15 protein-coding genes are annotated in these 14,089 nt (G+C 70.6%); 14 read left to right on the forward strand and 1 reads right to left on the reverse strand.

Annotated features, from left to right (window positions below; translation table 11 throughout):
* The first annotated feature begins 159 nt into the window (after positions 1-159).
* From DEI89_RS16280 to DEI89_RS16335, 12 genes are all read left to right on the forward strand, one after another.
* On the forward strand, positions 160-1,065 hold the full coding sequence (locus DEI89_RS16280; protein ID WP_110905113.1) for a metal ABC transporter solute-binding protein, Zn/Mn family: 906 nt from the start codon (positions 160-162) through the stop codon (positions 1,063-1,065).
* Positions 1,062-1,955 (forward strand): metal ABC transporter ATP-binding protein, encoded by an 894-nt coding sequence (locus tag DEI89_RS16285; RefSeq protein ID WP_110905114.1) that lies wholly within the window; start codon positions 1,062-1,064, stop codon positions 1,953-1,955. Before DEI89_RS16280 ends, DEI89_RS16285 begins: the two co-directional genes overlap by 4 nt.
* Positions 1,955-2,875, forward strand: a complete 921-nt coding sequence (locus DEI89_RS16290; RefSeq protein WP_110905115.1) for a metal ABC transporter permease — start codon at positions 1,955-1,957, stop codon at positions 2,873-2,875. Before DEI89_RS16285 ends, DEI89_RS16290 begins: the two co-directional genes overlap by 1 nt.
* Positions 2,872-3,294 (forward strand): Fur family transcriptional regulator, encoded by a 423-nt coding sequence (locus tag DEI89_RS16295; protein ID WP_110905116.1) that lies wholly within the window; start codon positions 2,872-2,874, stop codon positions 3,292-3,294. The genes DEI89_RS16290 and DEI89_RS16295 overlap by 4 nt, the downstream gene beginning before the upstream one ends.
* A 10-nt stretch (positions 3,295-3,304) precedes the next feature.
* Complete coding sequence (locus DEI89_RS16300; protein WP_110905134.1) at positions 3,305-3,991, forward strand: alpha/beta fold hydrolase; 687 nt, start codon at positions 3,305-3,307, stop codon at positions 3,989-3,991.
* A 69-nt stretch (positions 3,992-4,060) separates the two neighbouring features.
* On the forward strand, positions 4,061-5,509 hold the full coding sequence (locus DEI89_RS16305; protein ID WP_110905117.1) for a lipase maturation factor family protein: 1,449 nt from the start codon (positions 4,061-4,063) through the stop codon (positions 5,507-5,509).
* A gap of 340 nt (positions 5,510-5,849) precedes the next feature.
* Positions 5,850-6,086, forward strand: coding sequence for a 50S ribosomal protein L28 (gene rpmB / locus DEI89_RS16310; RefSeq protein ID WP_110905118.1), 237 nt, complete (start codon positions 5,850-5,852; stop codon positions 6,084-6,086).
* Positions 6,086-6,256, forward strand: coding sequence for a 50S ribosomal protein L33 (gene rpmG, locus DEI89_RS16315; RefSeq protein ID WP_110905119.1), 171 nt, complete (start codon positions 6,086-6,088; stop codon positions 6,254-6,256). The genes rpmB and rpmG overlap by 1 nt, the downstream gene beginning before the upstream one ends.
* Before the next feature lie 3 nt (positions 6,257-6,259).
* Complete coding sequence (rpsN, locus tag DEI89_RS16320) at positions 6,260-6,565, forward strand: 30S ribosomal protein S14 (protein ID WP_110823155.1); 306 nt, start codon at positions 6,260-6,262, stop codon at positions 6,563-6,565.
* Between the two features lie 306 nt (positions 6,566-6,871).
* Positions 6,872-7,159: an HU family DNA-binding protein gene (locus tag DEI89_RS16325; protein WP_110823157.1), complete on the forward strand. Its 288-nt coding sequence runs from the start codon at positions 6,872-6,874 to the stop codon at positions 7,157-7,159.
* Positions 7,160-7,289: 130 nt separating this feature from the next.
* Positions 7,290-9,308 carry a cytochrome c oxidase assembly protein gene (locus tag DEI89_RS16330; RefSeq protein ID WP_110905120.1) on the forward strand — a complete coding sequence of 673 codons (2,019 nt, stop codon included), beginning with the start codon at positions 7,290-7,292 and terminating at the stop codon, positions 9,306-9,308.
* Positions 9,305-10,630, forward strand: a complete 1,326-nt coding sequence (locus tag DEI89_RS16335; RefSeq protein ID WP_110905121.1) for an ATP-dependent RecD-like DNA helicase — start codon at positions 9,305-9,307, stop codon at positions 10,628-10,630. The genes DEI89_RS16330 and DEI89_RS16335 overlap by 4 nt, the downstream gene beginning before the upstream one ends.
* 417 nt (positions 10,631-11,047) lie before the next feature.
* Here DEI89_RS16335 and DEI89_RS16340 read toward each other — a convergent pair whose 3' ends face one another.
* Positions 11,048-11,566, reverse strand: a complete 519-nt coding sequence (locus DEI89_RS16340) for a DUF4383 domain-containing protein (protein WP_181421702.1) — start codon at positions 11,564-11,566, stop codon at positions 11,048-11,050.
* Positions 11,567-11,759: 193 nt separating this feature from the next.
* On the opposite strand from DEI89_RS16340, the gene DEI89_RS16345 reads away from it, so the two are divergent.
* Together DEI89_RS16345 and DEI89_RS16350 are read left to right on the forward strand one after the other, a co-directional pair.
* Positions 11,760-12,692: a phosphatase PAP2 family protein gene (locus tag DEI89_RS16345; protein ID WP_181421703.1), complete on the forward strand. Its 933-nt coding sequence runs from the start codon at positions 11,760-11,762 to the stop codon at positions 12,690-12,692.
* A gap of 112 nt (positions 12,693-12,804) precedes the next feature.
* Positions 12,805-13,944: a CE1758 family FMN-dependent luciferase-like monooxygenase gene (locus tag DEI89_RS16350; protein WP_110905124.1), complete on the forward strand. Its 1,140-nt coding sequence runs from the start codon at positions 12,805-12,807 to the stop codon at positions 13,942-13,944.
* The last annotated feature ends 145 nt before the right edge of the window (positions 13,945-14,089 follow it).

The following is a 14,089-nucleotide window of genomic DNA, read 5'->3' on the forward strand; positions in this document are numbered from 1 at the left end:
GAGCCCGGTCCAATACCGAGCCCATGCCCTCGCGGCATAACCTGAATTCACAGTCCAACAAACAGGGACCAGTTCACAGCTGCCACCGGACCTCCCGTCCGACGTTCGTGCTGATACCGGTTTTGACAATCGTTCTCATGTGGCGCTAGCGTCGTTCCCATGCACACCCGACTCCTCGCCCTGCCGCTCGTCGCCGGCGCCGCCGCGCTCGCCCTGACCGGTTGCGCGACCTCTCCCGGATCGTCCGACGGCGACGGCAAGGTCCGCGTCGTCGCCTCGACCAACGTCTACGGGTCGATCGTCCAGAGCATCGGTGGCGACCACGTCGACGTCACGAGCATCCTGGAGGACCCGTCGCAGGACCCGCACTCGTTCGAGTCGAGCGCGAAGACGCAGCTCGCCGTGTCGAAGGCGGACCTGCTGATCGAGAACGGCGGCGGTTACGACGACTTCATGTCCACGCTGGCGAAGTCCTCGAACACCGACGCCCCCACGATCAACGTGGTGGAGCTCTCGGGTCTCGACACCGGCGGTTCGGACGAGTTCAACGAGCACGTCTTCTACAGCTACCCGACCATGGTGAAGCTCGTCGCCGACGTCTCCGAGCGCCTGACGAAGCTGGACAGCGCGGACGCCAGCACGTTCCAGGCGAACGCGAAGACCCTCACCGGCAAGCTGCAGGAGCTCGAGTCGCAGACCGCCTCGGTCGAGAAGACCGTCGACGGCGACAAGGTGGCGTACACCGAGCCCGTGCCGGGGTACCTCTTCGACGCGATGGGCCTCGACAACGTGACGCCGCCGGACTTCTCCGAGGCGATCGAGGAGGGCGACGACGTCCCGCCGGCCGCGCTCAACGACACGCTCAAGCTCTTCACGAGCGGTGAGGCGAAACTGCTCGCCGTCAACGAGCAGACCTCGAGCCCCGAGACCGAACAGGTCCAGAAGGCCGCGAAGCAGGCGGGCGTACCCGTCATCGGTGTCACGGAGACGCTCCCGAAGGGGGAGGATTACGTCTCGTGGCAGCAGGCGAACATCGACGCGGTGACGGCGGCACTCCAGAAGTGACGACCCTCCAGGACCGGGACCGGACCGCCACTGCCGCGCGCAGTGGCGGTTCCGCCGTGCTCGCGCTCCGTGACGCGGGGCTCGCCTACGGCAGTCGCCGGCTCTGGGACGGCCTCGACCTCGACGTCCAGCCCGGCGAGTTCGTCGCCGTGCTGGGGCCGAACGGCGCCGGCAAGACCTCGCTGCTCCGCACCGTCCTCGGCCAGCAGCGGCTGACGAGCGGGTCGATGTCGTTCCTCGGACGCCCGGTCCGGCGCGGTCACCGGAGGATCGGGTACATCCCGCAGCAGCGGCTGATGGACTCCGGGACCCCGCTGCGTGCCCGCGACATGATCGCGCAGGGTGTCACCGGGCACCGCTGGGGCATCCGACCCGAACGCCGTGCCGAACGCGAGCGCATCGACCGGATCGTGGCGGAGGTCGGCGCGACCGCGTTCGCCGACGCGCCCGTCGCCGAGCTCTCCGGCGGCGAGCAGCAGCGAACCCGGGTCGGACAGGCGATCGCCGCCGACCCGGCACTGCTGCTCTGTGACGAGCCACTCATCTCGCTCGACCTCCGGCACCAGCGCGGCGTCACCGAGCTCATCGACCGGCAGCGCCGACAGCAGGGTGCCGCGGTGCTCTTCGTCACCCACGACGTGAACCCGATCCTCGACGTCGTCGACCGGGTGCTCTACATCGCGGGCGGGCGCTTCCGGATCGGTGCCCCCGACGAGGTCCTGCGCGCGGACGTCCTCAGCGACCTCTACGGCACGCCCGTCGACGTCGTCCGCACGATGGGCCGCATCGTCATCGTCGGCGCGAGCGACGCCCACGACACCGCGGGCGACGGACACCACCACTGCGAGCCCTCGCCGCACGCCACCACCCCCGACGAAGGACGGATCTGATGGACGTCTGGTCGACCGTCTTCTCGTTCCAGGACTACGGCGAGCTGCTCGTCCTGGTGCGCAACTCGATCGTCGCGGGCGCCGTGCTCGGCGTCGTCGGCGGGCTCATCGGGCCGTTCGTCGTCGCCCGGAACATGCCGTTCGCGGTGCACGGCATCAGCGAGCTGTCCTTCGCCGGCGCGAGCGCCTCCCTGCTCCTCGGCGTCAACGTCGTCAGCGGCTCGGTCGTCGGGTCCCTGATCGCCGCACTGCTCATCGGGGTGCTCGGCAGCCGGGCCCGCGACCGGAACTCGATCATCGCCGTGCTCATGCCGTTCGGCCTGGGCCTCGGCATCCTCTGCCTGGCGCTCTACAAGGGCCGGGCCGCGAACAAGTTCGGCCTGCTCACCGGCCAGATCGTCTCCGTCGACAACCCGCAGCTCGGGATGCTCGTGGCCATCGCCGCGGTCGTGGTGCTCATCCTCGTGGTCATCTGGCGTCCGCTGATGTTCGCCTCGGTGGACCCTGACGTCGCCGCAGCCGCCGGCGTCCCGGTGCGCACCCTCGGTCTGGTCTTCATGCTCGCGCTCGGCCTGGCCACCGCGGTGTCGGTGCAGATCGTCGGGGCGCTCCTGGTGCTCTCGCTGCTGGTGACCCCGGCCGCCGCCGCACTGCGGGTGACGGTGAACCCGGTCCTCGTGCCGGTGCTCTCCGTCGTCTTCGCCGTGACCTCGGTGGTCGGCGGGATCCTCCTGGCCCTCGGCGGCGGACTGCCGATCAGTCCGTACGTCACCACCATCTCGTTCCTCATCTGGGTCGTCTGTCGGGTGCTCGGCGCTCGCAGGGACCGCCGTGGACGTGACCGCGTGACGGCGCGGGAGCAGCAGGTCGACCGTGGGACGGGCCTCCCGGCCGTACCGGAGCAAGGAGTCGCAGCATGAACGCCGTCCAGAAGCCACGACGCAACACCTGGCAGCGCGAAGCGGTGCGCGGAGCCCTCTCCGAGACCGAGGGGTTCGTCAGCGCGCAGTCACTGCACGCGCACCTGCGGGACGGCGGCTCCACCATCGGGCTGGCGACCGTGTACCGGGCACTGTCCGACCTGGCCACCGAGGGTGACGCCGACTCGCTGCAGCAGGACGGCGAGTCCCTGTACCGGGCCTGCACGACCGACAAGCACCACCACCACCTGATCTGCCGCGTCTGTGGGCGAACGGTCGAGATCCAGGCCGACCCGGTCGAGGAGTGGGCCCGCGCGACCGCCGCCGCGAACGGGTTCTCGAACGCCAGCCACGTCGTCGACGTGTTCGGCGAGTGTGCCGAGTGCACCGCGCGGGCCGCTGTCCGGGGTGGCGCGTAGTCTCCGCGACATGCACGTGATCCTGGTCCCCGGGTTCTGGCTCGATGCGAGCGCATGGGACGACGTCGTCCCGGTCCTCCGCGCGGCGGGCCACACCGTCGACGCCGTCACCCGACGCGGGTCGACGCTCGACGAACAGGTCGCCGACCTCGTCGCCCGGGTGGACGACGCCCCGGAGCCGGTCGTGCTGGTCGGGCACTCCGGTGCGGGGCCGATCGCGTACATGGCGGCCGACCAGCGGCCCGACGGGGTGCTGCACCTGGTCTACGTCGACACCTTCCCGGGCCCGGACGGTGGATGCGTCAACGACGAACTGCCGGTCGTCGACGGACAGGTGCCCCTGCCGTCGTGGGACGTCTGGGAAGCGGCGACCCTGCGGGACATGACCCCGGAGATCCGTGCCGACGTCGAACGACGGGCGTTCCCCGAACCCGCTCGCGTCGCGTCCGACCGGTTCCACTACGCCGACTCCGCACGGCACCGGATCCCGGCGACCGTCATCACGTGCGAGATCGCCCCGGACGAGCTGGCCGGCATGGTCGCGGACCACCAGGCCTGGGCGGCAGAGCTCGTCGCGACCGAGGAGCTCGAGATCGTCGGGCTGCACACGGGGCACTGGCCGATGTCCACCGCACCCCGGGAACTCGGTGCGCTGATCGTGCAGGCGCTGGCACCACGCCCGACCGACGGCGTCTGAGGCCGCGCTCGGGCCGGACCACGCGGGTCCGGACAGCCGTCGAGGGAGCCCGCGGGTAGCGTCCGGCGCGTGGATCTCGAGGCGTGGACGAGTTGGGCGGGCGCCGGCGACTACGACGTCGCCCGGTTCGTCCTGCAGCGCGGGGTCGCGGCGATCGCGTGCCTGGCGTTCCTGTCGGCGATCGCGCAGTTCCCGGCGCTGCTGGGGGAGCGGGGCCTCCTGCCCGTCCCGCGGTTCATGGAGCGCCGGTACGCGCAGACCCTGCCCGTCGTGTGGCGGTGGTGGCGGTACACCGATCGACGACTGCGGGTCCTGGCCGGAGGCGGGGCGCTGCTGTCGCTGACGATCGTCGTCGGCCTGCCGCAGCGGGGGCCGGCGTGGGTCCCGGTGCTCTGCTTCCTGGTGCTCTGGCTGGCGTACATGTCGATCTCCGACGTCGGCCAGACCTTCTACTCGTTCGGGTGGGAGTCACTGCTGCTCGAGTCCCTGTTCGTCGTGGCGTTCCTCGGCTCCGACCAGGTCGCGCCACCGATCGTGGTGCTCATCGCGATCCGGTGGCTCGTGTTCCGGCTGGAGTTCGGTGCCGGCATGATCAAGATGCGTGGGGACCGGTCGTGGCGTGACCTGACCGCGCTCTACTACCACCACGAGACGCAGCCGATGCCGAACCCGATGTCGCGCACGGCTCACCTGCTGCCCCGGCCCGTGCACCGGCTCGAGACGCTCGGCAGCCACGTGGTCCAGCTCGGGGTGCCGTTCCTGCTGTTCGCGCCGCAGCCCGTCGCCTCGGTCGCCGCGGCGCTCGTGCTGCTCACCCAGGCCTGGCTGGTGGTGTCGGGCAACTTCGCCTGGCTCAACTGGATCACCCTGGTGCTGGCCTTCGCGGCGGTCGACGACCGGTCGATCACGACGGTGCTGCCGTTCCTCAGCGGGATCGCGGACACCGGCCTGACAGCGACGCCGGCCTGGTTCGTCGGACTGACGGTCGCGGTCGGCCTGCTGCTGCTCGTGCTGTCCTGGCCGTCGGCGAAGAACCTGGTGTCGCGCCGGCAGCTCATGAACGCGTCGTTCAACCGCTGGCACCTCGCCAACGCCTACGGGGCCTTCGGCAGCGTCACGCAGGAGCGCGACGAAGTGATCGTCGAGGGCACCATGGCGGAGGTCCCCGACGAAGCGGACTGGCTGCCCTACGAGTTCAAGGGCAAGCCGGGGGACCCGCGTCGTCGCCCGGGGCAGTTCGCGCCGTACCACCTGCGCCTCGACTGGCTGATGTGGTTCCTGGCACTCGGTGCGGACGACGGCTGGTTCCGGGTGTTCGTGCTGCGGCTGCTCGAGGCGGACCGGCCGACGCTCCGGTTGCTCCGGCACGACCCGTTCGACGGGCAGCGGCCGCGGTGGGTCCGGGCGCGGGTGTTCCGGTACCGGTTCGCCACCCGGGCGGAGCGGCGGGAGACCGGGCTGTACTGGATCCGGCAGGAACAGGGGTACCTCCTGCCGCCGTCCGGCCTCCGGCGGTGAGGGCGGACCGGAGGCCCGGCTTGCGACGCGCTCGATTTGCGGCGCGCTCGGCTTGCGACGCGCCTGGCTTGCGACGCGCCTGGCCGTCGCGTAACGTAGGTGGCTGGTTCTCTGCGTTCATCGTGGAGTGCCCGTTGTTCTGCCCTCCGACCGTCGCGAACGCCGCGGTCGCGCGGTACCGGATCGAGCCTCCAGGCCCGACTGCCGGTCTGGGCGGTGCGCACAACCCCCTCGCTCGTCGCCGTCGTGGACTTCCACACAGGCGGCGCAGCGCGTGCGCGCCAGGCAAGTGACCTTGGGTGCAGCCGATCGGCTGCACGGTATTCATCAGGAGGAAACCATGGCTGCAGTGTGCCAGGTGACCGGCGCCGTTCCCGGCTTCGGACACAACATCTCGCACTCGCACCGTCGGACGAAGCGTCGCTTCGACCCGAACGTGCAGAAGAAGACCTATTACGTGCCGTCGCTGCGTCGTAACGTGACGCTCAACGTCAGCGCCAAGGGCATCAAGGTGATCGATGCTCGTGGCATCGAGTCCGTCGTGGCGGGCATCCTCGCCCGTGGGGAGAAGATCTGATGGCGAAGCGCGGTCAGGACATCCGTCCGATCATCAAGCTCCGTTCCACTGCGGGTACCGGGTTCACGTACGTGACCAAGAAGAACCGCCGGAACAACCCCGACCGTCTCGTGCTGAAGAAGTACGACCCGGTGGTCCGCAAGCACGTCGACTTCCGTGAGGAGCGCTAGGCCATGGCGAAGAAGAGCAAGATCGCGAAGAACAACCAGCGCGCCGTCATCATCGAGCGCTACGCCGAGCGTCGCCTCGAGCTGAAGAAGGCCCTCGTGGACCCGAACGGCACCGACGAGTCCCGCGAGGCCGCCCGCGTCGGCCTGCAGAAGCTGCCCCGCGACGCGTCGCCGGTCCGCTACCGCAACCGCGACGCCATCGACGGCCGTCCCCGCGGCCACCTCGGTGAGTTCGGCATCAGCCGTGTCCGCTTCCGCGACATGGCCCACCGTGGCGAGCTCCCCGGCATCACGAAGAGCTCCTGGTAAGCACCAGTTCTCCCGACGCCCCCGCGACCTCTCGAGGTCGCGGGGGCGTCGTCGTCGTCCGCGGGACGTCATCCGCCGACCTGGGCAGCACCACGGTCGTCACATCGGTCACTCCAGCCCCTCCTGTTACCCGAGAGGCCCGGAAAACCGAGCGGGTCGACCGGAAACCCCCGAACCGGCTGGTAGGTTCATCAGCGGTTCCCCGGGCCCTCGGCCCGACCGGGCCCACCGCTCGGGGCAACCGTCCCGCAGCATCCGGACGTTCCGCGTCCGACCCATACGCAAGAAGTCCGAGGAGGACATCCAATGGCTGACAAGTCACTGAACCGCACCGAGCTCGTCGCTGCCGTCGCCGCCGAGTCCGGCCAGAGCCAGGCCACCGTCAACGGCGTCGTCGACGCGCTCTTCGCCGTCGTCGGCAAGTCCGTCGCGGACGACACCAAGGTCACGATCCCGGGCTGGATCGCCTTCGAGAAGACCCACCGTGCCGCCCGCACCGGCCGCAACCCGCAGACGGGTGAGGCCATCGAGATCGCCGCGAGCGACTCGGTCAAGGTCAGCGCTGGCAGCAAGCTCAAGGCGTCGGTCAAGTAAGACCACTCAGCTCCACGGAAGGGACGGCGCTCGCGCCGTCCCTTCCGTCGTTCCCGGGAGGCCCGTCCAGCGTCCACAGGTCGGCCCGCGTCGTTGCGGTGGCGCGCTGGGCAGCGCCTAGGCTTGACGGGTGAACCGCATCGCGCGCATCGCCGGCCCCGGCGTCTTGCTGCTCGCGGCGTTCGTGTCCCTGCTCGTGGCGCTCGTCGTCGGCGGTGGTGCCGACGCCGCGCTCATCGCCGACCCCGGTGCGGTCGTCCGCTTCGGGCTCCCGATCGCGCGGATGCTCGTCGACCTGTCCGCCGCAGCCGCCATCGGCGGGCTCGCCCTCGCGACGATCGGACTCTCCCGCACGGCACCGGAGTGGGACCGCGCGATCGACGTCGCGGCCGCGGCAGCCGGTGTCTGGACGGTGACCTCGGCGGTCACGACCTTCTTCACCTACCTCAGCGTCGCCGGCGGCACGGTCAGTCTCGATGCGAAGTTCGGCCAGTCGATGGGCGTGTTCCTCACCGGGACCGACCTCGGTCTCGCCTGGCTCACCACCGTGCTCGTCGCGGCAGCGGTCACCGTGCTCTGCTTCGCCGTGCGCTCCCGGGGCATGGTCGCGCTGACGGCCGGCGTCGCCCTGATCGGCCTCGTCCCGCTGACGCAGCAGGGCCACGCGGCCGGTACCGCCAGTCACGACGCCGCGGTCACCGCACTCGGACTGCACCTGGTCGGTGCCGCGCTCTGGGTCGGCGGGCTCGTCATGCTCGTCCTCATCCGTGACGTCGTCCCCGGTGACCGTCTCGCAGCCGTCGTCGGCCGGTACTCCAGCGTCGCGCTGGGTTGCTTCGTCCTCGTGAGCGTCTCCGGCGTGGTGTCCGCCCAGATCCGGATCGGGGCCTGGGCTGAGCTCGGCAGCCCGTACGGCGTGCTCGTGCTCGTCAAGGTGGCCGCGATCGTCGCGATGGGCGTCATCGGAGCGATGCACCGCCGCCGGGTGATCGCCGCCCTGACCGCCGCACCCGCGCGCGTCCGGCCCTTCTGGACGCTCGTCGTGGTCGAGCTCGCCGTGATGGGCGTCGCGTCGGGCTTCGCCGCTGCGCTCGGCCGCACCGCCACCCCCGCAGGGCAGCTGGCGCTGAGCAAGACCAGCGACCCGAGTCCGGCCGAGGTCCTGACCGACGACCCGCTCCCCGCGGCGCCGGGGCCCTGGGGCTGGCTGACGAACTGGAACGTCGACCTGTTCTGGCTGATGGCCGCCGTGCTGCTCGTCGCCGCCTACGTCGCCGGGGTCGTCCGGCTGCGTCGACAGGGGCGTTCCTGGCCCCTCCGCCGCTCGGTGTCCGCCGGCATCGCGGTGGTGGCGCTCGTCGTCGCGACCTCGGGCTCGCTGCACACCTACGACCGCTTCCTGGTGTCGGCGAACGTCGGAGCGCACGTGCTGCTCGGGCTGGTCGTCCCCGCCCTCGTCTGGGCCGCAGCGCCCGTGCAGCTCATCCGGGCTGCCGTCCACCCGCGAACGGACGACAGCGCCGGTGTGTCCGAGTGGACCACGGTCTTCGTCGACAACGCCGTCGTGCGGTACCTGGTCCAGCCGTTCCCGGCGTTCCTGCTGCTCGCCGGCATCTGGTGGGGGCTGTACGCGACCGACGTGCTGCGCTGGTCCGTCAGCGACGCCATGGGCCGTACCGTGGTGGACCTGGTCTTCCTGCTCGTGGGGCTCCTGGCGCTGCCGACCCTCCTCACGCCGATCGCCCTCGGCGCCCGGCGGCCGTCGGCAGCGGCGTTCCTCGTGCGAGCCGTCGGAGCGGTCGTCGTCGCAGCGGCCACCGTCTCGCTCGGCATCGCGATGCAGGGGCCGCTCGGGCTGCTGCAGGCGTCCTGGTTCGGGGCGATGGGGCGCACTTGGGGTCCGGAGCCGCTCGTCGACCAGGGCCGGGCCGGCACGGTGCTGATCATTGCGGGTGTGCTCGTCGTCGTCGCGGTGGTCGTCGTCGGCGCGGTGCGCCTGCGTCCGGGGGCCGGCGCCGGCGGGGTCGAGGACCAGCCCATCGCGCCGGCGGCCGCGTCCCCGGCGGACGTGCCCACGGGCCTCCCGGACACCGACACCGCGAGACCGGTCGGCGACAGCGGCGTCGCGAGCGGATCGAGGGCGCGATGAGCGTCGAGCTCTCCACCGAACAGCGGGCGGTCTTCGAGTACATCGAGTCGACGCGCGATCATGTCTTCATCACCGGACGAGCCGGCACCGGCAAGTCCACGCTGCTCAACCACCTGTCCTGGAACACCGAGAAGCAGGTCGTCATCTGCGCCCCGACGGGTGTCGCGGCGCTGAACGTCGGCGGTCAGACGATCCACTCGCTGTTCCGCCTGCCGATCGGCCTCATCGCGGACGCCGAACTGCGGCAGGGCCCGGACACCCGGAAGCTCCTCAACACCATCGACACCCTGGTCATCGACGAGGTCTCCATGGTCAACGCCGATCTGCTCGACGCCATGGACCGCTCGTTGCGGAAGGCCCGCGGTCGGCAGTTCGAGCCGTTCGGCGGTGTCCAGGTGGTCATGTTCGGCGACCCGTACCAGCTGCCCCCGGTGCCGGGTGACGGTGATGAGCGCGCCTACTTCACCGACCACTACCGGTCCATGTGGTTCTTCGACGCCAAGGTGTGGCTCGAGGCCCAGCTGCACATCATCGAACTCGCGACCGTGCACCGGCAGCGGGACGACGCCTTCGCGGCGATGCTCACCGCCGTCCGCCACGGCCGGGTCACCGCCGACGTCGCGCAGCGGCTCAACGAAGCGGGCGCCCGTCCTGCCCCCGACGACGCGATCACCCTCGCCACCCGGAACGACACCGTCGCCCGGATCAACAAGGCCGCGCTCGAACGGCTGCCCGGCAAGCTGAAGACCGCCAATGCCGACGTCAACGGCGACTTCGGCGGTCGGAACTTCCCGGCGGACGAAGCCCTCGAGCTGAAGCCCGGCGCCCACGTGATGTTCCTCCGCAACGACCCGGACCAGCGCTGGGTGAACGGCACCCTCGGCATCGTGCGGAGCATCCGCGACACGGTGTGGGTCAGCGTCGACGGTGAGGACTTCGAGGTCCAGCCGTCGGTGTGGGAGAAGTTCAAGTACTCGTACGACCCGGACAAGAAGGAACTCAAGAAGGACACGGTGGGGGAGTTCCAGCAGTTCCCCCTGCGCCTGGCCTGGGCCGTGACGATCCACAAGTCGCAGGGCAGCACCTACGACCGTGCGGTGGTGGACCTCGGCAACCGGGTGTTCAGCGCTGGGCAGACGTACGTGGCGTTGTCGCGTCTGACGTCCCTGGACGGGCTGTACCTGACGCGGCCGCTCCGACCGGCGGACATCATCGTGGACCTCGACGTGCGGCGGTTCATGTCCGAGTCGCCGCGCGTCGTCGCGACGCAGCTCGAGCCGCCGAAGCCCGCCGCCGAGCCCTCGGACGCACCCGAGGCCTGACGCCGACGCGAGGCCGGCCCGCTCCGTCCGTGGTGCGCCCCCGCGCTCCCTGCGGCCTCGACGGGCCGGTGCCGAGGTCGCACCACGTGCCGCTCGCGTCCGTCGAGGTCGCACGATGTGCCTGCTGGGCGGGCGGCCGGCGGCCGTTCGTGCGACGTCGACGGCTGCCCGGCGGCGGTTCGTGCGACGTCGGTAGGTGGGCGGGTGAGCTGCCGCTCGCGTCGCCTGGTCGCTCGACGTGCCGCTCGCGTCCGTCGAGGTCGCACGATGTGCCTGCTGGGCGGGCGGCCGGCGGCAGGTCGTGCGACCTCGGGGAGGGGCCGGCGGCGCGTCGCGCGACCTGGCCGCGCCGCACGCACCCCACGAACGACGACGCCCGCCTGCCGGAGCGGCAGGCGGGCGTCGAAGGGGAGCAGGTCAGGCGCGGGCGCCCGAGGCCCGCAGCGCGCGGATGTTCTCCTTGTCGGCACCCAGCGCGGTGAGCAGCAGGACGACGCCGACGATGGCGTGGAAGACGTTGTCGGTCGTGTTCAGCGCGAGGACGTTCGCCGAGGTGTCGGAGAACACGAACCCGTAGACGGCGAGCACGAGCAGCACGACACCGATGACCCGGTTCACCGTGCGGGACCCGATCGTGTTGCCGAGGCCCACGATGAAGAACGCGGCGGCCAGGATCGTCCACAGCCCGCAGAGCGCCGGGTTGAGCCCGAACGAGTTCCAGAGGAACCCACCGGAGCGGCTGAAGAACGCTCCGCCACCGTCCTGGGCGAAGAAGAAGCCCAGGATGCCCCAGATCGCGAAGAGCGTGCCAGCGGTCATCGCCAACGCGCGGTTCGGCGAGGCGATGATGCTCGGTTCCTTGACGGCCACTTCGGTCTCCTCTTCCTGCGCGACGATCGCGCTGTACGACTGCCCGCCGTCGCGCTGGTCACGCACACTGTCAGCGGCACGCGCTCCGGTGCCGGACCGACCTGTGTCACGCTGTCCGGAGACCTGCTGCAGGACGGCCGTGGCCTTGCTGCGAAGGCCGGCGTTCCCAGCTTCGGACGGGTGCCTCAACGGTATCGTGTCGGACCCCGAGCGACCGAATCGCTTCCCGCTCAGCAGACGGACGACGAGGCCGACCACCATGACCCCCAGGAGGACGATGCCCGTGATGCGGACGCCTGAGCGCACCGCCCCCGAGTCCGTCGACGAGGGGCGTGGACCGAGCGTCTCCCGGAGGTTCCGGTGGGCTCTGCTCGCGGCTCTGGGGTTCGTGATCGTGCCTTCCGTCTACGCGGTCGCCGTGTTGACGCCGCTGGGGCAGCGGGTGGAGGACGCCGCGCTCGGCGGTGTCCGCGAGTCCGACCTGTTCGGGTCGGACACCGCACTCAACGTCATCTCGGTGCCGGTGATCCTGCTGTTGGTCGTCGTGATCGCCGCCGTCGCGTTCGCACGCAGGCGGCTCGCCGTGGGGCTCGGAGCGGGCTTCGTGGTGCTCGCGTCCGCGGCCACCTCGACGTTGCTCAAGCGTATCGCCGAGCGCCCGGAGATCGCTCAGTCGACGACGCCGAACTCGTTCCCGTCGGGTCACGCGACGATCGCCCTCGCGGCGCTGTTCGCCGTGCTGATGGTCACGCCGCGGCGGTTCCGGCCGCTGGTGCTGCTCGTCGGCGCCGTCTACGCGGTGTTCGTCGCGAACCAGACCGTCGTCTACGGGTGGCACCGGGTGAGCGACATCATCGGCGCCTGTGCAGTCGCGCTGTTCTGGCTCGGGCTCGTCCGGGCCGTCGGGCCGCAGGTGGACCGCGGCGCGCGGGGCGACCGCGACGGACGCCGGGGACCGCGACGCGCGGTGACGGTCGTGCTGCTCGTCGCCGTGGCCGCCGCGTTGGCGGTCGGTGTCGTCGCGCTGCTGGTCGGGACCCTGGGTGACGGAGAGCACGGCGCGATGCTGTTGGCGGGTCGGCTGGCCTCGTCCGCCAGCGTCCTGGCGGTGATCACGGCGGTGTGGTTGGCCGACGGCATGCACCACGTGCCGCCGACGACCAGCGCGGACGCGCCTCCCGTCCGCATCTGACCGGGGGCGGTGGCAGTGGCGGGAATGCTCCCGCCTGCGCTACGTTGTACTCGTCAGTTCGATGCAAACGCATAGAACAGCGACGAGTCAGCGACAGACGAGGCGGCACATCATGCAGTTCGGGATCTTCACGGTCAGCGACGTCACCACCGACCCCACCACCGGGACCACGCCCGACGACACCCAGCGCGTCCGGGACATCCTGACGATCGCGCAGCACGCGGACCAGGCCGGCCTCGACGTCTTCGCGACCGGCGAGCACCACAACCCGCCGTTCGTCGCCTCGAGCCCCACGACCATGCTCGGCTACCTGGCCGGCGTCACGAAGGACATCACCCTCTCGACGTCGACGACCCTCGTCACCACGAACGACCCGGTGCGCATCGCCGAGGAGTACGCGATGCTCCAGGTCATCTCGGGCGGACGCATGGACCTGATGATGGGCCGCGGCAACACCGGCCCGGTCTACCCGTGGTTCGGCAAGGACATCCGGCAGGGCCTGAACCTGGCGGTCGAGAACTACGCACTGATCCGCCAGCTCTGGGAGAACGAGGTCGTCAACTGGCAGGGGCAGTTCCGCACGCCGCTGCAGGGCTTCACCTCGACCCCGCGCCCGCTCGACGGCGTCGCCCCCTTCGTCTGGCACGGGTCGATCCGCACGCCCGAGATCGCGGAACAGGCCGCCTACTACGGCGACGGGTTCTTCCACAACAACATCTTCTGGCCGATCCAGCACACCGAGCAGATGGTCGGGCTGTACCGACAGCGCTACGAACACCACGGACACGGGCGTGCTGACCAGGCGATCGTCGGCCTCGGTGGACAGTTCTTCGCGCGGAAGAACTCGCAGGACGCAGTCGACGAGTTCCGTCCGTACTTCGACAACGCCCCGGTCTACGGACACGGCCCGTCGATGGAGGACTTCACCACCCAGACCCCGCTCACCGTCGGGTCGCCGCAGCAGGTCATCGACCGGTACGCCACGATGAAGGACCACGTCGGGCACTACCAGCGCCAGCTGTTCCTCATCGACCACGCCGGCCTGCCGCTCAAGACGGTGCTCGAGCAGATCGACATCCTGGCCGAGGACATCGTCCCGGAGCTCCGCCGCATCAACGAGTCCGATCGGCCCGAGCACGTGCCGTCGAACCCGCCGACGCACCTGGAGCGCGTCGCCGCTGCACGGGCGTCCGGCACGGCCGGTGCCGACCACGTGGCTGCTGTCGACGAGTGGACCGGCGCGTCCGTCTGACCGGTCCGGTGACCACCTGGCGGACGGGAGGCTCGCTACCGGTCACGACCGTCCCGGTGCCCTCGTTGCCTCCGCGAAAGCGACAGATCGCCGCGAAGCATTCGCGGCGATCTGTCGCTTTCGCGTCCCGCAGCCGTGCGGGTCA

Source organism: Curtobacterium sp. MCBD17_030, from assembly GCF_003224255.1.
In the GTDB taxonomy this organism is placed as follows: Bacteria; Actinomycetota; Actinomycetes; order Actinomycetales; family Microbacteriaceae; genus Curtobacterium.